The following is an 18,241-nucleotide window of genomic DNA, read 5'->3' as shown; positions in this document are numbered from 1 at the left end:
CACCTCCCTCTAAAACATTGTGCCGAGCGAGCTTAGAATCTGCATGGCGATGATCGCCATGTAGGTGAGCAGGAAGCACATCAGCATGATAAACGAGAAAATCCTGATCTTCGGCGGGATCTTCTGTGCCTGTCCTTTGAGCCGCTGAAGCTCTAGCGCTTTGAAATCGTGGGCCAGCATCTGAAAATACACGGCACTGTCGTCGCCGCGCAGGACGCCGATAAGTCCTCTGACCACGTCGGAGAGCATGGGCGAATTGAGCCTTGCCTCGAACCGGGTCAACGCCGCCTCATAGCTGGAGGAGCGCATGTCGGCCGTCAGCACATCCAGCTCACCAGCAAAGGCGGGACCGGCGTTTTTCTTATAGTTCTCCATCATTGCCAACACGTCGCGGCTGGCCTTCAGGGTCTGCTCTATGGTGGAGACAAACCTTGGCAGCTCGCCCTCGATCTGCTCCCGTTTTTCCTTGAGCCGCTCATCGGCCTTGCGGGTTTCCTTGAAATACGCCAGGACGGCGAGAATGACCAGCACCGGCGAGAGCAGCGGAAGCAGGAGCAGGCAGGGTATCAAGCCCAGCAGAATAGCTCCGGCCTTTGTAATGGCATAGGCCGAATAGACCTCCGGCGTCATGCCAATGCCGGACGCTTTCAGAATATTCGCCATACGGCTGCGCTTGTACTCGTCCATCCGGATGTGCTTCGAGAGCTTGACCGCTCCCGACATGAGCCAGACCTCCAGCGTTTTGGCGGCTTTTTTATTCTTCCTTCCGGCGTTCAGCATAGCCTTGGCCGCGCCCATGGAGGGCAACTTTAAGAGACTCGCCAGCATGAAGTACAGACCCGCGGCAAGGAGTATCCCGGTAAAAAACAGCTGTGTCATCCTTTCCGTCACCTCCTGTACTCAATGGGCTTGGTCAGCCTGATGACAAAGGCTGTGGAGATAAATATCGCCGCAGCGCAGACTGCGAGGATAATCTGCCCCACCGCTGTGTGCATCAAAGTATGGTACCAGTCCTTGTTGAGCATGTACATAATCGGCACATTGCCAACCACCAGCAGAGCCATGACGATGAATTCCTTGCGGGGTTCAAACACCAGGTATTCCAGCTCGGCGTTCACGATGCGCATGTCTGAGAGCTTGCTGACAATGGGAGTCAGCGTGGTTTTTAGGCTTCGGTCATGCTGGCAGGCGGCGATGGCATCGCACCACTCATGGAACACGTCGTTGTCGATTTTCGGCTTCATGTCATGGAGCGCCTTGTCCAGATCGGGGTCGATGAGCTTAACCTGCGCCAGGAATCCGGCGAACACACTTCGCACGGGCGGGTTCAGGTACTGGATGCTTTCCTCCACAGCCGTCAAAATATCCTCACTTCTCAAGTAAGCCGTGGTGATGATGGAGAGCGCCGTTTCCAACTCGGACGCGATGTTCTTCTTGTAATGCGTGGCTGTCAGCCTGATATACCAAAAAGGGATGAACATCATGCCTACCGCCGTCACGGGTACAAGAAACACGTTGCCGATAAGGATGGCAAGGCTGGCTCCTATTGCGAGGAACGCCAGCGATGCCGCGCAGATCACGGAGAAGCGGGAGCTTCGTCCGGTGATGGCGAGTATCTCCTGCACCTCGGTGATTTCCCTGCGAAGGAAGGATGGCTTTTTGCGCCGGGCGATTTCATTGATTTCCGCCTTGATGCTTTTGTTTTTACGGGTCAGAAACCCGAACAGCCCGTTGGTAAACTCCAACGGGGAGAGTCCGAGCAAAAGAAAAGCGCCGACAATGAAACCGGCACAGGCAATTAACAGGATTGTCATCATCAGGCAGCACCTCCCGCCGCAAGGATTTGTTTCAGGGTATCCTGGGGCATGCCGTTTTCAAGGAATCTCTTTTGAAGGCTTGGCGAGATTCCCTGCAGCGTGCTGTGGCAGCCGTTTATGATGAATTTTCCATCCTCCACACGGTTCTCTGTAATTTGGAACTGGAACAGGCTGCGATAGTTTCTGGTGCCGTCCAGCAGGATCTCGCATTCCATGATTTCCATCAGCCTTCTCTGCTTGTTCTCCAGCTGCTTGGAGAAGACCACAATGGGGAACGCCTCTGTCACCAGATCCATGAGCGTGTTGTCCGCCATGTCATATTTCCTTTTACAAAGGGTGACCATTCGACGCCATGTAGCCTCGCAGCTGTTGGAGTGGATGGTGGTCAGCACCGTATGGCCGGTTCTGGCTGACTCCTGCGCGGCATAGGCTTCCGGTCCGCGCATCTCGCCCACACAGATGATTTCGGGGTTAAAGCGCAGAGCCATATCCAGCAGGATGTCCTGATCGATATTCTGTTTCTCGTTTTCACTCATGCGGGTCAGGGTATGGATGACGCTGTTGCACACCTTACCATCCTTCTGGCGCACCAATGCCAGCTCGCGGCTTCCGTTTTCGATGGTGAATATTCTCTTGCTGTCCGGTATGGTAGTCAGAAGCCATCCCGCTAAAGTGGTCTTGCCGGAGCTGGTGGCCCCCGCCACACAGACGGAAATACCGTATCTGAGGCACTCGGCCAGAAAGTCCAGCATCGCTCCGGTAGCGGTTCCGCCGCGGATGAAGTCCTCTTTTTGCATGGATTGGGGATTCACGATACGGATGGAAGCGGATACCCCTACATCCTCGTCCACCAGCGGGGTTTTAAGTACGGCAATACGAATATTTTTGGAGAGATGCCCCAGGATGGCAGGGCTTGCATTATCAAGTACCATGCCGGACACATGAAGCATACGCCGTACCACGTTGATGGCATGTTCGGGGCTGTCAAAACGCTCGTCCAGCTTTTTGGTGACTCCGCTGCTATATTGCACCTCGATGTCGTTCCAGGCATTGACATCTATTTCTTCAATACCAGCTCCGAAGACGTATTTTGTCAGGAATGAAAACTCTGCCATTTCGGTGTATAGGGCATCCACCAGTTGCTCCTGCGTCATGCCCATAACAGTAATGCGGTAATCCTGAACATATTTAGTGATGTATCTCTTGATCTGCGCCTTGACTTCCTCCGTGCCGCCGTCGGTAATCAGCACGGCATATTTGCTTGAGATATGCTCTTGTACCTCGTGTAACACAGAGTTGAAATCCCTGGCGGCACCATCGGATGAAAAAAACAGGCCCTGATTGCCTGTCATGGTGACGCTGTGCGGTCTGTCGGCTGTCATGGGTGGTATAATTACGGCCTTCCTGTGATTCTTTCTGCTCATACGCCGAACACCTCCTTTGCGAGCCGGGCGATTTCCTTGCGGAAGCCGCGGCTGTCCTTGAGCGTCAGCTCTCCCAGCAGGTTCCCCGCAAGAGCCAGATTTTCCAGCTCATCCGAATGGGGAAGCTTGAAGGCGGCATTGCCCAAGACCGACTCTATATGCTCTCCGGCCTGATTTATCTTGATATTGGAGGCCACCCTGTACTGCTTGTCGGCGTCCCATTTTTGATCCTTCAGGAGCGGGAGCTGGCTGGACAGGTAGCTGACGGATTTCAGGTCGCAGTTAACCAGTCGGAGAACAGAATCAGCCTCCAGCAGGGATACCGCCGATAGGATGTCATGAGCGATGGCGCTGCCGCAGTCGACGATGATGTACGGCGCGACATCCCGCAGACGGTCGATCAGCTCGGCTGCCAGTTCCTGAGAATACGGCGGATAGGTGAACACATTTTCACCCTTGAGCATGCCGATGATAGTCAGGTAATCCAGTTTCTTATTGGTGACGCAGTTCTGCTTGATGAGCAGATCCGTCACATGGGTGGCGGCAAGGATACTGCCGAGGGACCGCTCACATTCCAGGTCGCCGGGCGGACAGATACAGGGTAGCATGGGCGTGGTCATGTCGCACAGCAGCAGGGCCACGTTCTTCTTCTGATCCGCCAGATATTTGGCGAGACGCACACTAACAGTGGTCTTGCCGCTGCCGGAGCTACCCCATACCGCCAGCACCTGCACGTCCTGCACCGGTTCCTCCGGCACAGGCTCAGCCTGCTTGCGGGAGAAGACGCTCCCCTTCATGAAATTGAGCATCTTATTCACCCCCGGCTTCCTGTACGGGATTTTCAGGTACAGCTAGTGTCGCCGAAGGGACCGTCGTTTCCTGAATGGGTGCTTGTCCTGTTTGTGAGGACACCTGTGCCGTGGGCTTCGGGTACAGGGCTTCAATCACCTTGTCCTGAAGCTCGGTAAATTTGGCGGCGCTCTCCTTGGAGCCTCTGTAAACGAGAGACAGATGGAGCTTACCGTCCGATTCCAACTCCGCGAGGATTTTGGACTGTTCCGGTGAGACCAGCAGGGTAACGGTAGCGGGGAGCTGCTTTTCACTGTCATCCTTTGCGGATGAGTCTGTGCCGGTGTCCTGCTGATCGGTATCGTAGCCTGTGCTGGCGGTTACGCCGATGACCTCAACATATGTCAGCTCCGGAGGTATTACGGTCATGCCCTGCTTTTTATAGTCCGGCGCGATTACCGATACAATGTCGCCGGAGATCAGCTTGCCTGACAAGCCTCCGGCAAAGTTTTTAATGCTGACGGATATGGCCTGCTTATCGCCGTTCAGGTTGTATAGATAGGCATTCTCCGATGCCGGAGTGTCCGACAGCTTGGCTGTGAGGATATAGTCGCCGGGCGAAAGATCCGCAACGGCGTACTTGCCGAGCGCGGCTTCCTGCTGCTTTATCACATCCTCCGGCAGGTTATATCCGCCGACCTCCACGGTCTGAACCATATCCTTGGTGATGGCGTCGCCGGCCTTGATGTCCTTGACAACACGGATGATCTGCGCCTTTTGCGAGACACTTTGGTTAAAGAGCGGGGTCAGCCCGAAACAGATTATTAATGCCAGCACAATGCAGATTACTCCCAGCACCGTGCGGTTTTTCAGAAAGCTCATAGGGTGTTCCTCCTTAAAATATGAAGTAGGCCGCAATGCAGCCGAGGGAAAGAAAAGGCGCGAGAGGATATGCCTTCCCGGCAGTCCTCCCGCGCAGCTTTTGGATTATATGGTTGCCCCCGTGGAATACCAGCAGGGCGGTTAAGCCGATGACCGTGGCGGCCATGCTTTTGCTAAAACCCAGCACCAGCCCTGAAGCCGCCATGAGCTTGATATCCCCGCCGTCCATACCGCCAAATAAAAGGGCGGTAATCAGGAAAAGCGCGGCAGCGAGAATACCGGCCAGCTTCACCGGTTCAAAGGTGAGCATTCCGGTCAGGGCGACTCCAAGGCAGACGCCGTCGGGTATGATTTTCATTCGGATATCGGAGACTGAGGCCGCCAGGAGCAGGGCGACAAAAAAGCCGCCCTGCACATATGGCGCCAGATGGGACAAAGCGTCCAGGTTAGCCCCCATAGTTAAACATATCCTGGATGCGCTGTTTGAGCGTCGGCAGGATCGTTTCACCGAACAGGGCGTAGAGGCCGCCAAGAATGAGTGCGCCGATGACGACGGCCATCAGTATTTTTATGGCGGTGTCCACGAAACCCTCCCCGCGCTGGGAGCTGAGGATAACCCTCGACCTCATGAACATCCCCGTGGCTTTGACGGTCATCTTTGTGATCATGTCGTTTACCTTGTTGACGATTCTATTAAAGAGCTTTTTCATTGTGATCTACCTCCAGAATTTTTATTAATTTTTGATTGAATATGGCACCAATAGAAAAGGCGGGGCTTAAAGTCCCGCCATATGGATACCGGAGCCCTGCTCCGGCTGCTCAAAAGGGGCCGAATCCGCCGCCCTCTGCTGCTGGCTCTGCGTGAGGGCTTGCTTGTACGCGTCGATGACCGCGTTGTTCAGCTGCTCCCTGAATTCCTTGGTGACCGGGAAGCAGATGTCCTTGTACTCGCCGTTGCCCGATTTGTAGCTGGGCATGGCGACAAACAATCCCTTGGTGCTGTCCATGACCTTCACGTTGCGGATTGCGAAGCAATCGTTAAGGTTGACCGACGCAAAGGCGCGGACGCTGCCCTCCGGACGGATGGAGCCAATTTTAACGTCCACCTTCATGGGCATGGGCTGCTCGGCGGCGGTCTGCGCGGCTTCCTGAACGGTGTTATCCGCTTTTTGTGCTTTAGGCATTTGTGTTTCCTCCTTCATTGATTTTTGGGAATAAAAAAACAGCCTCCGGCTGTTGGGGTGATAGGGCTACATATTCATTGTCGGGCCCTGGTATAGCTCCTGCTCCGGCGGCCGGAATGATACCTCCTTGAAGCCGAAACGGTCCACATAGTGAAAGGAACTGCCTGAACCGTCATATATCTCGACAACGTCCGACATGGAGAGGCTGTGCCCCTCGTAACCGGACGGGTGGTCGAGGTTGAATTTGGCGAAGAGTTCCTCCAGATTGTTGGTGTCCACTTTGCCGTCATAGACCATCTGGTAATTGTCCGAGTCCGGCTCCCCGAAATGCTTCAGCAGCTCGTCGTATCCGATGAATTTCATCATGGGGTCGACGTCGGGTCGAAGCTGCCAGACACGGCATTTCTTTAGGGGCTGTGCGTTTCCTTCCGGATCGAGCTTTCCCTCCGTCAGCCGTTCATAGGTGCCGGGCGTCCACTCAATATCCAGTCCCCTGGTGTTTGAAAGATAAGACTTCAGCTCGTCGTTTTCAAACATGGGGTCTACCACGGCCTTGTCTCTGTCGATATATCCGGCTGTGTTGCCGTAGTAGAGAATGCGGTTGTTTTTGATCTGAATACCGTTCATGAAAGCCTCCTTGTCTTACAATCCTCCCATTTTCTGCTCCATTCCAGATTCCTGCGGGGCCGGCTCCTGAGACGCCCATCCGGTCATGGATTTGATGACCATAGCTTCCTCCTGCGCCTTGGATACGCCCAGCTTCTTGTTGTTGAAGTCGGCAAGCTCCCTGTTTTTCACAAGGTCACCGGTGTCCCAATCCGATTTGTAATAGCCGGTTTCACCATGCTTGATGCAGATAAGGGAACCGTCGCTTGGCAGAACGGAGAAGCACATTTCCGGCAGAGCACGTTCCGCCTCAAGGAGATCTTCAAGCTGCGTCATCTCCCACACACGCCTGTCGTAAATGTACAAATAGGCGTTGTAATCTCCCTGGATCGGTGTGCAGCGCAGGCAGTAACGGTAGCTCCCGCTTTCCGCGATATACCCGTAGCTGCCCCTTGAACCGTCACTCAATCTGCCCGTGGTGTGGTTGCCGCAATACTCATGCATGGCGGAGAGACTTTTTAGCGGACCGTTTTCGCGAAGCTCATTCACGAAGTTCTGAAGCTCAGCCTTGAATTCTGGTGTATTAAGCTCATCGCCGTTGTGCGGCCACCAGGTCGACCAGAACTCTTTACCCTTACTGCCAAAGTCCGCGCGCATATGACCAACCGGCCAAGCTCCGTGTCCCTTTCGTCCTGGGAGTAGAACAGTCCCAGCTCATCGGGAGAAGCTGGACGCAGGACGAATTTACTCATAGGCGAATTCTCCTTTCCTGATTCGTATGAACGGGGAGGGGCAGCCGCATGACCGTCATGCGGCTACCGTCCTGCCCGTCAGATGTCTGCTGCTCAGTTATTCAAAGTAGAAGACTACGGAGTAAGTGATGTTGCTTTTGTTGTACATACAATCGTGATTGGTATAATAGTACATTTCCAATTGTGAATACACACCCGGCGGCAGGCTGTGGCTGAAGGTGATGCCGTTGGTGGTCGTGGCGTAGTCCAGCTGATCCCATTGCCCGGTCAAAATGTTGTAGCCGCGCACACGTCCGAAGTCCTGACCGCTATGGCCGCTGACAGGCGGAACTGTGAACGTATAGTTGGTGATGGTCGCTCCCGCGATGCCTTGTTCCAAAATGACCGATTCCGGTCCTGTCAGCGTCATACCGCCGCCGTGATTGGGGTCGGCGACAAAGAATACGATTGCCGCCCAAGGCGATTCGGCTCCGGTGGAGTCCACAGCCTTTACGCGGATCACGTTCTTCCCGAGAGGATAAGCGGTGCTGGTCTGCGCGGGCCGTCCTTCCCAGACGTAAGTAATAGCGTCGCCGTCAGGATCGGTGCTTGAAGCTGTGATGGTAATCGCCACGCCGGGCGCCACGCTGTTGCCGTCAGGAGTACGGGTGATGATTGGCGTTGTTGGCGCCGAGTTGTTCACCGTGAAGGTGATGGCTGTCCAGTCGGAATACAATCCCCAAACATCCTTTGCCCTGACATAGATTGTGTTTATGCCCACGGGATAATAGCTGTCCGCCGTATTGCCTGAGTATTCCAGCGTCACAGCGTCGCCGTCAGGGTCAGTAGCGGAGGCTGAGATATTTACCAGCAGTTTGCCGTCCTTTGCCGTTCTGGTGACCGAGGCACTGCCTGTCGGCTTGTTCGGCGCGGTGTTAGTGATGGTGATGCTCTGCGAATAAGTGAACAACCTGCCGTTGCTGTCGGTCGTGCTTGCGGTCAGGACATAGCTGCCGGGCGCGCTGATGGTAATGGTACCGCCGCTGTTCGACAGGGTTCCGGAGTAGGAGGCCGGAGCGCCGTCCTTGGCCAGTGTCCACACGAGAATTCTGCCCTCCAGCCCGGATGTGGACGGCAGGGATACGTTTATATTGCCGCCGATGTTGACTGAGGACGGAACGGTGAACGGGAAGCTGGCTATCGGCTTGACCATTGCGGTATTGGACGAGAAAGTGAATTTTCTGCCGTTCACGTCCGTAGCCTCCGCAATCAGCTTAACCGCGATGGTTTTATCTGTGCTTATGGCAAGGCTCCCGCCGCCTGTGCCGACAGTCCCGGTGGCGTATTGGGTGTAGGGTTTCGCCTGACCGCCATCCACAGAGATAAGCCAAGCGATGCTCGTTCCGTTAAGCTCCGAGCCGGATACGGTTACCGCAATGGGATCACCGCTGTAGCTGAGTGCCGAAAGTCCGAGAGTCATCTGCGGAACCGGATACACCGTGAAGCTCTGGCTTTTGGTAAAGGTGCGACCGGTAGCGTCCGTCAGAGTGAGTATCAGTTCGTACTGGCCTTTCGCGGGGAAGATAATGGTTCCGCCAGATTTAGCCAAGGTTCCATTGGCATAGGTTGAATACGGTTTTGCGTCGCCGCTGTCCTTTCGGATTGTCCAGTCAGTGGTGAGGTTATCCAAATCGGTGCCCGGAACACTGACCGTTCCGGCTTCCCAAACGTACCACGGCTGTGTGCTGCTGAGCGTGACGGAGGGAATGGGATAGACAGTGAAGCTGCGGTTTTCTGTGAAGAGACGGCCGTTGGTATCCGTCATCGTGAGGGTCAGTTCATACTGTCCCTTTGACGAGAAGGCAACCGTGCCGCCAGCTTTGGTAAGGTCGCCGGAAGCGTAGGTGTAGTATGGCTTTGCGTCGCCAGCGTCCTTCTTAACTGTCCAGCTTGCGGTGAGGTTTTCCAAGTCCGTACCGCTGACGCCAATCGTTCCGGCTTCTCCGGCGTGCCAAGTCTGCGGGAGGCTCAGCGACATCGACGGAATTGGATAGACGGTAAAGCTCTGGCTTCGGATGAAGGTGCGGTCGGTGGGGTCGGTCATCGTGAGGGTCAACGTATACTGTCCCTTTACGGGGAATGCAATTGTGCCGCCCGTTTTTGACAGCGTGCCTGATGCGTAGTTTGAATACGGCTCAGCGCCGCCGTCATCCTTTACAACCATCCAGTCCGCGGAAAGGTTTTCTATGTCCGTACCGCTGACGCTGACTGTTCCGGCTTCACCGGCATACCATATCTGCGGCGCGCTGAGTGCAATAGACGGGATGGGATAGACCGATGTGGACGCGCTGTAGGAGAACACTCTGTCCAAAGCATCTGTCATGGAAGCGGTAAGGGTGTAATCCCCAACCTGCGGAAAGCGTATTTTGCCTCCGTAAGCGTTGAGGCTACCCTCCATAACGTCCGAAGCCTCAACCTGTACGCCGTCCTTGGTGATAGACCATTCCACAGGCAACACATTGTTGTTGCCGCGGGTTCTCAGGTCGATGGTGCGGTCGGTGTGGGTCGATTCGGGAAGCTCGAAGGAAATGTTCAGCACCGGCAGGACTTCGATTTTGCCGCCATTCTCAAAAAGGAACACACGCCCTGTTTCATCGGTAATCCGGGCAATCAGCTCATATGTTCCAGCATGCTTGAAGCGTATGGCGCCGCCGTTATTGTCAAGCGTTCCGTCCACATAAGTTTCAAAATCCTGGAATCCGAAGCCGTTCTCCAAGAGCCACTCGACCTTAAGGCTGCCGAGCTCCGAGGTTTCCGGAACCACATTGACGACTGTATCGGTGTGCGCGGTTTCCGGCAGTATATATGAAATGGCGGGGATGGGGTACACCTTGACCGGCGCGGTGTAGCGGTAGCTTCTGCCTGCCGGGTCGGTGAAGGAGGCTTTCAGAACATAATCGCCTTTATCTGTGAAGCGGATGTTGCCGCCGTCGTTGGTCAGCTCGCCATGGACCGCGCCGACAAGATCGACAACTTCTTCATCCCTGGTCAGCGACCACTGGATCGTGGCGTCGCCGAGGTTTTCAAAGCGGGTTTCAACGTGGATTGTTTCATCGGTATGGGCAATCTCCGGCGCGTAGAAGCCGATGGAGCCCACGGGATAGACCGTTATTGTGTCGGATGCTTCAAAGGTTCTGCCGGTTTCATCGGTAAGCGTCCCGGTGAGCGTATACACGCCCTTGTCCTTAAAGCGGATATTTCCGCCGTCGTTGGTCAGCGTACCTTCGGCCGCGTCGGCAAGAGCGGCAGCCTCTCCGTTCTTGGTGAGGCTCCAGATGACCGTCAGGCCGTCCGCCTCCGTCAGCGCGGTTGTGACGTCGAAGGCTGTATCAATATGCGAGACCGCCGGAAGATCAAAGGAGATTCCCGCCATAGGGTAGACAATGCTGCTTTCACTGTGCGTGAACACTCGTCCGGTTTCATCGGTAATGGACGCTGTGAGCGTATATTCACCCTTGTTCCCAAACACAAAGGTGCCGCCGTCATTGCCAAGCGTTCCATCCAGAATGTCGGTAAGCTCGCCAGCTTCGCCGTCCTTTGTTGCCGACCAGACGATATCGTGGCCGTAGAGCTTTTCAGGCAGGAAAGTGAGCGTGACCGATTTGTCCGTATGGGTGGTTTTCGGCAGGTCAAAGCTCAGGTCGATGACCGGGTACACCGTAATCTGCCTGGACAGCACGGTTTCTTTTCCTCTGACGTTCTTGGCTGTGGCGGTCAGTGTATACTGTCCGTCCTCCCTGAACTGGATTGTGCCGCCCTCCAAGCCGAGGGAACCGGTGACAGCGTCTGTCAGCTCGACAGGCTGCTGGGAGCCGTCCACGGCGGTTTTGGTCAGCGTCCAGGTATAGCTTTTCATGTATTTCCATACCGGCATGACTTTAACTTCGCTGTCTGTGTGAGCCGCTTCGGGAAGTTCAAATTTTACCTGTGCGGGAGGATAATATGCCCCGCCGCCACCACCGCCCGGATTGCCCGGCGTGGGTGTAGGAGTCGGCGTCGGCTGGTTTTGATCCGGATTCGTCGGATCAGGAGTTGGAGTCGGCGTTGTTGGCTCCGGAGTTTCTGCGGGGTCGTCCGGCGTCGGCTCCGCCGGGTTCGATGTGACATTGTCATTCAGATCCTCGGCGTCGCCCTTGGTAACCGGATCGTTGGGGTGGATCTTACCGTCATCTGTGTCCCCGATGATTCCGTCCTCACGGCCAATGATGACATATCCTTTGTCCTCATCCTTAATGTCTGACTGATCGTCATAGCCGCTATGCCCCTGGGTGTTTTTCGCTTCATCATCCTTGCCCTCCGCCCGCACGAGCATCTTCAGTATCTCGGCGCGGGTTATGGGCTCGTCGGGACGGAAACCGTCAGGGCAATCGGCGGGGTCGATGATCCCTGCGTCAATGAGTGCCTCAATGTACTTCTCCGACCAATGGCCGTCGATGTCGGGGAAGCTGGGCGAGTCTTTTTCCACGTTTGATGTGTCAAGGGAAAGATCCTGCGCCAGCATTGCGGCGTACTCGCCGCGTGTGATGATGTCATCCTGCCCGACAAAACTCTCCGGATGCAGGCGGTATGCCGTATAGATTCCGCCGCATATGAGGAGAAGGAGTGCGAGGGCAATGAGGACGATGCGTTTTCCTTTCTGTTTCATGGGTTCTCTCATTCCTTTCATATATTTTGACAATGAAAAAGCCGGAACCATTTTTTGATTCCGGCCTCAAGTCCTTATAGGTTTCATAGCTTCAGCTCCATGCCGCCCGGCTCCTGCTGATCCTTTTTCAGGGCTTCCAGAACCTCCGGCGACGGATGGATGAGCTTGCCGTCGACCATCTCGAAGACACAAAAGTCATCCCTGTCGCAGATCATCATCCTGTGCTGGTAGTCCTTCTGCATATCGATGTAGTCCTGCGCCTCCTTGGGGCTGCACAGCCACACGCCGGAGGTGTACCGACCGTCCGGCAAAAAACAATAGCCGCTATACTGCGGCTCATGGCTTTTGAGATCCAAGGCTCCGGACGGACGAATCTGCGAGAGCTGAAGCCGGGCATGGTCAGACAGGATTTCCGGCTTGGCGATACCGAGGATGTCGCTTCGGTTCCAGCGGACCTGCTCGCCGTCCGCAAGGGAAACAGCGAAGACGGACCGGCCGCTAGGGTTGGAATTGCTGCCGAACCCCCCGGTGCAGAAGTACAGCTGATGTTTGGATTCACGGAATTCCTCTGACAGCGTGGAGGCTTTGAGGATTACCACCCTGCCGTTAATGGACATATCGTATCCGGTCTGTAGGCAGTCCTCCTGAGTAAACAATGCTTTTTCACTCATGGCGCTGCCCCTTTCTCTTCTCGACCAGCTCCAGCAGCCTCGCGGCAATGCCGATCTGCGTTTCCTCCGGCATGTCACGGATGGCGGCGCGGACAAAGGTTTCCACGGCTTCCGGCGACTGGTCGCCGATCTCAATGAGGTCGACCTTTTTAGCTGTAACGATGCCCTTCTGAATACCGAGGCGCACGATATCGCCATGCTCCATTTCAGCGGCGGTTCGGAGCGCCTTGGGAATCAGGACACGGCCTTTTTCGTCAAGGATTTTATATATGGGCTTTGCTTTCATACGAAGTAACCCTCCTTTCTCATGACCTCCCGGACCGTATCGGGGTTGATGCCGAGATTGTCGAAAAGCTCACGGAGATCCTCCGGCAGGTTGCCCAGGATATCCTCGTTTTCAAGCTGGCCCACGGTAACCGTGACGCTCAGCACATCGCCGGGCTCTAATTTCGCGGCGTTCAGCAAATCCGCAGAGAGCGTAATGCGTCCGCGCTTGTCCAGAACCGCTTCGGTATTAAACTGTTTCATAAGTAACCTCCTGATATTTTGATTTAATAGATTGTTATTGCACGCCGAAGAGACCGTCCACATCGAACAAGCCCATCTGAATGGGCATGTCCCTCATGCGCTCGCTGGTATCGTAATTAGAAATCAGCACCTCGGCGTATTCGCAGCCGTTTTCATAGCGCTGTGCGAGGTTGTTGATGCGGCTGACGGATTCGATGTGGAAGTCCTTGTACAGCTCGCGGATAAATTCGCAGTCGTTATAGCTGACCAGCCATTTGCCCTGGCAGGCCGCCAGCGTATCCCGCAGGCGGTAATGGTCCTCTTTTGTGAATACCACCTCGTAGTGTCCCTCCGTCTGGTAATATGGGGGGTCGCAATAAAAGAAGGCGTTTTCACGGTCGTACTGCTTGATCAGTGCCTCGAAGTCCTTGTTTTCAATGACCGTGTCCTTTAGCCTTCGGCTTGCTTCCCAGATAAGATGAAAAACCTTTCTGATATCGAAGGGCTGGCAGCCAAAGCTGGTACAGCCGCTGCCGTAGCTCATCCGAATGACTTTAAAGAAGGTGGCGGCGCGTTTGACGTCCTTGAGCCGCGCTTTCTCTGTGAGGATTTGCCGTATATCTTCAAACTGCGGTTCGGGGAGGTGTACTTGAGCCAGCTCCATTTCTTCCTGCAGGTACTCGTCTGTGAATTCCTCCTTCTCCAGATATTTTCTGAGGACATTGAATTCATCCCGTCCGGTCAGGGGAAGGAAGCCAAGCTCTTTAATCAAAGCCAGCGTCCGGTCACGGAAGCAATGGAATAGGTTTGTCAGGTCGGAATTAAAATCATTGTAGACCTCCATGTCGGTGTTGGGCTTCCGCCCGAACAGAACCCAGCCTCCGCCGCCGAAGACTTCAATGTATCGCCCGAATACCTTTGGCAGCCGCTGATAAATCAATTCCCTCAGAGCCTTTTTACCGCCTATCCAACTAACGGGACTGTTCATGGCGTCACCTCCCGCCGCTCCGGCAGCTTAAATTGTCAGCGTAGGTTTTCAGGCAGGAGCCATCCTGACTCCAGCAGATGAAGCCGACGCCGGGATACGGGCAGCCGGCGCAGCGGTCGAGGTTGTCGGGTAGCGGCAGGGCATATCTTTTCGGCGGTCCGGTATCTCCCGCACATATTTTTTCTTCTGTGCTTAAATCATTGTTCATGGTTCAGCTCCTTTCTCGGAAAACAAAAAAAGCGCCGCCTTTTTTGTAAAGACAGCGCCTTATCGTTCTTTCATATATTTAGTTTTGTTTTTACAGCGGGTTGGTGAAATATGAAAAGCGCCCCTCAGTTTCATAAAAACCGAAGAGCGCTACATATTCATCTGCATTCCTTGGTCGGGATAGAGGATGGCGAAGTTGTTGGTCTTCAGATGAGTGACCGCCTCGCTTTTCAGAAATTCGGGATGGGACTTGAGCCAGTCGAGATCCTCTGCCATGGCGTCCTCCGGTTCTCCTTCACCGTAGCTGAAAGACTTAACCGCCACAGTAATGAACTCGGATTCGCCGCAGTCCTCAACCAGCTCCTTGTACAGCTGGGACTTCTGAATGTCCTCCACTTCGGGGATGCCGCTCATGAGTCCGATGTCGCGGATGCCGGTGTTGGTTTCAAGACCGATGATGGAGAATACCTTGCTCATGACATTCCTCCCATCGCGGGACCGCTGTATCCGGAATCGAGAGCGTTGTTTTTCATGTCTTTCTCCAGTTTCATGGTATAATTTCCGCTGTCCCAAAAGCTGACATAAATTTCGCCGTCAGGAGTTTTGATTGGACGCTGCTCCAGCCCTTCGCCATACCCGTCAGAGTTCTGACCGCATACATAATCCATGAGCGCAGAGGTTTCTTCTCCGGAGAGAGGCTCCTTAAGCCCTGCGGTCATGACTCCCCACAGTTCGCCGTCGACAATCTCAACTGACGGGTAGAGGCTATGCACCTTTTCCTTGAGATCTTCGTCGTGAATATACTCGACAAGGCCACGGTCATTTTCAAAGTGCCGGTTCTCCTTGGCGATGGCGGCGAGGATTTGATCCTCATACGCCACGGCTTCTCTTGGTGAGATGTCCTCTCGCTCATCCTCGGAGCAGTCATACTGAGGATAAGTGAAAATCTTCAAAGGGAAAAAGATACGCATTGTTTCGTTTGCCATTTTGCTTTCCTCCAATCTTTTTTTGTTTGAGTCCCTAAAAAAGGGCATAAAAAAGCGGGGGTATCTTCGTTAGAAAATACCCCCGTAATTTTTTAGTCTAAGTTAATTGGGTTCGGCTTATTTACCTTTATTCAGATTTGCTAACATAATAGTCAATGGATCAACATCATTTTCGGCTGCACAAACACTTATATCCACCACCATCATAGGTTGAGCCTCATCAAATGGTTTATTGTTTCTCTTAAGAACTTTACGGACTTCTCCGTAAAGATATTTTCTCTTAGGAGGGGTAAGCGCTGAATATTCATTTATTGCTTCTGATGCATCCATAATACTGCCTATTATGATACCTAATGCGTTTACAATCTCTACTTTTTTATCCATGTCGATCAACACCTATCTATATTGACTCCATAGCTCAGTCACATTAATAAATTCAGGCCTGTGGTTATTTAGCAACTGGGATACTACAGCAATTTCATCAGAATCATAAAAATAATAAATAATCGATTTTAAGAGTCCGTTATCATTTATCATATTAAAAATGTGAGTATCATTATTAGGCGATAGGCCTATAATACATAGCTCATCAGATATTGCAGCAAATTCTTTAATCGGATATGTTTCTTTAAATTCCAAGCTACTATCACTAAGCTTTAACTTAATCCCCTCAGCCATTTTCTGTACAATTTCGTTTGCATCTTTTTCCCATGCATTAACAGCATCTTTTATCATTTCATTTTCTTGATATGCCTTTGCCATTTTTTCCATCGCGGAGTTTGCATCGCCGTGCTGTTTAATCGAAAACATTTTTGAATATCCGCTATATGTAGTTAACGCATTAGAGTATAAGTAATAATACCTATCATCGACTATACAATCTTTAATGGGACTATCTGACATTTTATTACGCATAGAATCCGGATTATAAACATCTGCCTTTATGTGAAATGCTCCGTGCAAATAGTTAACCTTTTTTCCGGAAAACACTTCAACATTATTATCATAATTAGTTGTATATAGTTCATCGAAGACATTAAAGAAGTCATTTAATTTTGCTGGATAATTTTTATATATTTGATTAACTCTGTCTTTATTAAATATTGAGTAAAGGAAAAAGCATTTCAGTGCCTCTCGAATATGATATTTATCAGGGTTTTTGATTTTATATTTATAACACATAAGGTCGTACAATAAATAATAATCTTCGAATCCTATTGTGGCGACATTTAAACTTTTTTTAGCTGAGTATCTCCATTTAAAGTCATCAAGGCAGACTTTTAAATCAGTGGTGTAAGCATATGAATCATACCCACCATTCAATATTTCTCTTACCTGCAAAAATAGATGTCCCAATAATGATACGATCAGAGAAGGAGCGTCAACAATTATATGAGCTGGAAAATCAGCTTCTTTGGTGTTTTTAATTGCTCTCAAAATTATTGATTTACTTAAGTTATCAGTCCCACCAAACTGTATATTAATGCCATTACCAAAAAGCAATGTTTTCAATCGATTACACCCCCTCAAATAAAATGTCATCTATGAAACGCCTCAAAAAACGGGGTCAAAAATTGTGGTTTTTCGGCTCATTTTGGGCCCGTTTTTCGCTCTAAAACCACTATATATAGTGGTTATCATGCCTCATTTCTCCTTAAAGCCACTATTCGTCATCAGAACCACTGTCTCAACGTGCATCGAGGATACAAAAAAGATGCCGCTTGAGCATGGTGGGATCTTAGCGGATATATGTCATTTTTCATTAAATTATACTTGTACTACAATTCTAACTCTATCTATTATGATTTACTTTTCATTTATTGAAATTATTTCAAGACTAGCAACAAGATTATAATTCCATCTTGAAGTTTATTTTTGAGAATCAAGTATAAACAAAGATGCGTCATGGTTCATAAATATTTTACTTCCGGTATAAAAAGTTTTGGATTGAATTTCTCTATACCCTATTTTAATCATAAGTTCAATAAGCTTTTCTTGATCAAATCCATTATGAACCATATCTGAGACTATTTCGTCATTTTTATTAAAATCTACGATTAGTAAATGCCCTCCTACATTTAGAACATCATATAATCTTGATAAAACTAACTCAACATCATTAATATGGAGGAGAACTTGAGCCATAAAAATATAGTCAGCCTGCAAATCCATTCGGCCTTCCTTTTCGAAATCAAAGCATAATGTATCTGCATTCTGAATATTAAATTCAGCAATTTTTTGTTTTACTTGATTAATCATATTTTGTGATGTATCTAGAAAAAACATAAAATTGAAATCATTTAACAAGTTCATTCCAACGAGACCAGTTCCACATCCAAAATCCATAGCATTTTTATCATTAGTATCAGCTAAATATTCACGAATGGCATCTGATGTTACCTTCGCAATTTGGATTCTATCAGTAGTGTCGTATCTATTAGCCATCATTTCAAAGATATCGATATTTCCCATTATCAATTACCTCCCAATCTGTCTTAATCTAAAATCCCGGACATATAAAAAAGCATCAAGATAATAAGGTTATCTTATCAAAGCATTAGCATTAAGTCCATCATTCTTATTACCCTGAACTTTCGCAACCCCGAAATCATTGAAGTACAAGGCATAGCAAAGATGCGGTTCAGCATTGGCAGCAAAGAAAAAGATTCCACCGACTGCTGTAATTGCGATAAGCAATACACTAATTATTGATGCTATTTCCCGGCGCATAAACCGGTAGACAG

The 18,241-nt window shown here is 51.4% G+C and carries 20 protein-coding genes; all 20 read right to left on the bottom strand.

Features of this window, described 5'->3' with window-relative positions; all coding sequences use genetic code 11:
* Nucleotides 1-9 precede the first annotated feature (9 nt).
* The gene (locus tag DTOX_RS07265) at nt 10-879 is read right to left on the bottom strand and encodes a hypothetical protein (RefSeq protein WP_015757066.1); all 870 of its coding nucleotides are present in this window, start codon (nt 877-879) and stop codon (nt 10-12) included.
* Between the two features lie 8 nt (nt 880-887).
* The gene (locus DTOX_RS07260) at nt 888-1,817 is read right to left on the bottom strand and encodes a type II secretion system F family protein (RefSeq protein WP_015757065.1); all 930 of its coding nucleotides are present in this window, start codon (nt 1,815-1,817) and stop codon (nt 888-890) included.
* A complete protein-coding gene (locus DTOX_RS07255; protein WP_242652607.1) occupies nt 1,817-3,199 on the bottom strand; it encodes a CpaF/VirB11 family protein in 1,383 nt (460 codons plus the stop codon). Before DTOX_RS07255 ends, DTOX_RS07260 begins: the two co-directional genes overlap by 1 nt.
* Nucleotides 3,200-3,237: 38 nt before the next feature.
* Complete coding sequence (locus DTOX_RS07250; protein ID WP_015757063.1) at nt 3,238-4,050, bottom strand: nucleotide-binding protein; 813 nt, start codon at nt 4,048-4,050, stop codon at nt 3,238-3,240.
* 1 nt (nt 4,051) lies between these two features.
* Nucleotides 4,052-4,912 (bottom strand): Flp pilus assembly protein CpaB, encoded by an 861-nt coding sequence (gene cpaB, locus DTOX_RS07245; protein ID WP_015757062.1) that lies wholly within the window; start codon nt 4,910-4,912, stop codon nt 4,052-4,054.
* 13 nt (nt 4,913-4,925) lie between these two features.
* Entirely contained in the window at nt 4,926-5,369 is a 444-nt protein-coding gene (locus tag DTOX_RS07240; protein WP_015757061.1) for a prepilin peptidase, read from the bottom strand.
* Nucleotides 5,359-5,622: a DUF6133 family protein gene (locus DTOX_RS07235; protein WP_015757060.1), complete on the bottom strand. Its 264-nt coding sequence runs from the start codon at nt 5,620-5,622 to the stop codon at nt 5,359-5,361. Before DTOX_RS07235 ends, DTOX_RS07240 begins: the two co-directional genes overlap by 11 nt.
* Before the next feature lie 66 nt (nt 5,623-5,688).
* Nucleotides 5,689-6,096 (bottom strand): SpoVG family protein, encoded by a 408-nt coding sequence (locus tag DTOX_RS07230; RefSeq protein ID WP_015757059.1) that lies wholly within the window; start codon nt 6,094-6,096, stop codon nt 5,689-5,691.
* A 66-nt stretch (nt 6,097-6,162) separates the two neighbouring features.
* A complete protein-coding gene (locus DTOX_RS07225) occupies nt 6,163-6,723 on the bottom strand; it encodes a YodL domain-containing protein (protein ID WP_015757058.1) in 561 nt (186 codons plus the stop codon).
* A 15-nt stretch (nt 6,724-6,738) separates the two neighbouring features.
* Complete coding sequence (locus tag DTOX_RS07220) at nt 6,739-7,359, bottom strand: hypothetical protein (RefSeq protein ID WP_015757057.1); 621 nt, start codon at nt 7,357-7,359, stop codon at nt 6,739-6,741.
* A 192-nt stretch (nt 7,360-7,551) separates the two neighbouring features.
* Nucleotides 7,552-12,138: an S-layer homology domain-containing protein gene (locus DTOX_RS07215; protein ID WP_042316879.1), complete on the bottom strand. Its 4,587-nt coding sequence runs from the start codon at nt 12,136-12,138 to the stop codon at nt 7,552-7,554.
* An 83-nt stretch (nt 12,139-12,221) separates the two neighbouring features.
* The gene (locus DTOX_RS07210) at nt 12,222-12,809 is read right to left on the bottom strand and encodes a hypothetical protein (protein ID WP_015757055.1); all 588 of its coding nucleotides are present in this window, start codon (nt 12,807-12,809) and stop codon (nt 12,222-12,224) included.
* Entirely contained in the window at nt 12,802-13,095 is a 294-nt protein-coding gene (locus DTOX_RS07205) for a hypothetical protein (RefSeq protein WP_015757054.1), read from the bottom strand. The genes DTOX_RS07210 and DTOX_RS07205 overlap by 8 nt, the downstream gene beginning before the upstream one ends.
* Complete coding sequence (locus tag DTOX_RS07200) at nt 13,092-13,337, bottom strand: hypothetical protein (protein WP_015757053.1); 246 nt, start codon at nt 13,335-13,337, stop codon at nt 13,092-13,094. The genes DTOX_RS07205 and DTOX_RS07200 overlap by 4 nt, the downstream gene beginning before the upstream one ends.
* 34 nt (nt 13,338-13,371) lie before the next feature.
* Nucleotides 13,372-14,304: a DNA adenine methylase gene (locus DTOX_RS07195; protein WP_015757052.1), complete on the bottom strand. Its 933-nt coding sequence runs from the start codon at nt 14,302-14,304 to the stop codon at nt 13,372-13,374.
* Nucleotides 14,305-14,661: 357 nt separating this feature from the next.
* Nucleotides 14,662-14,988, bottom strand: coding sequence for a hypothetical protein (locus DTOX_RS07185; protein WP_015757050.1), 327 nt, complete (start codon nt 14,986-14,988; stop codon nt 14,662-14,664).
* Nucleotides 14,985-15,497, bottom strand: a complete 513-nt coding sequence (locus DTOX_RS07180; protein ID WP_015757049.1) for a hypothetical protein — start codon at nt 15,495-15,497, stop codon at nt 14,985-14,987. Before DTOX_RS07180 ends, DTOX_RS07185 begins: the two co-directional genes overlap by 4 nt.
* 117 nt (nt 15,498-15,614) lie before the next feature.
* Nucleotides 15,615-15,881: a hypothetical protein gene (locus tag DTOX_RS07175; protein ID WP_015757048.1), complete on the bottom strand. Its 267-nt coding sequence runs from the start codon at nt 15,879-15,881 to the stop codon at nt 15,615-15,617.
* A 12-nt stretch (nt 15,882-15,893) separates the two neighbouring features.
* Complete coding sequence (locus DTOX_RS07170; protein WP_157862875.1) at nt 15,894-17,009, bottom strand: hypothetical protein; 1,116 nt, start codon at nt 17,007-17,009, stop codon at nt 15,894-15,896.
* Nucleotides 17,010-17,366: 357 nt separating this feature from the next.
* Nucleotides 17,367-17,969, bottom strand: coding sequence for a class I SAM-dependent methyltransferase (locus tag DTOX_RS07165; RefSeq protein WP_015757046.1), 603 nt, complete (start codon nt 17,967-17,969; stop codon nt 17,367-17,369).
* Between the last annotated feature and the right edge of the window lie 272 nt (nt 17,970-18,241).

The sequence above is a fragment of the Desulfofarcimen acetoxidans DSM 771 genome (assembly GCF_000024205.1).
In the GTDB taxonomy this organism is placed as follows: domain Bacteria; phylum Bacillota; class Desulfotomaculia; order Desulfotomaculales; family Desulfofarciminaceae; genus Desulfofarcimen; species Desulfofarcimen acetoxidans.
The sequence above is the reverse complement of the archived record's forward strand: the minus strand, read 5'-3'. Positions and strand labels throughout refer to the sequence as shown.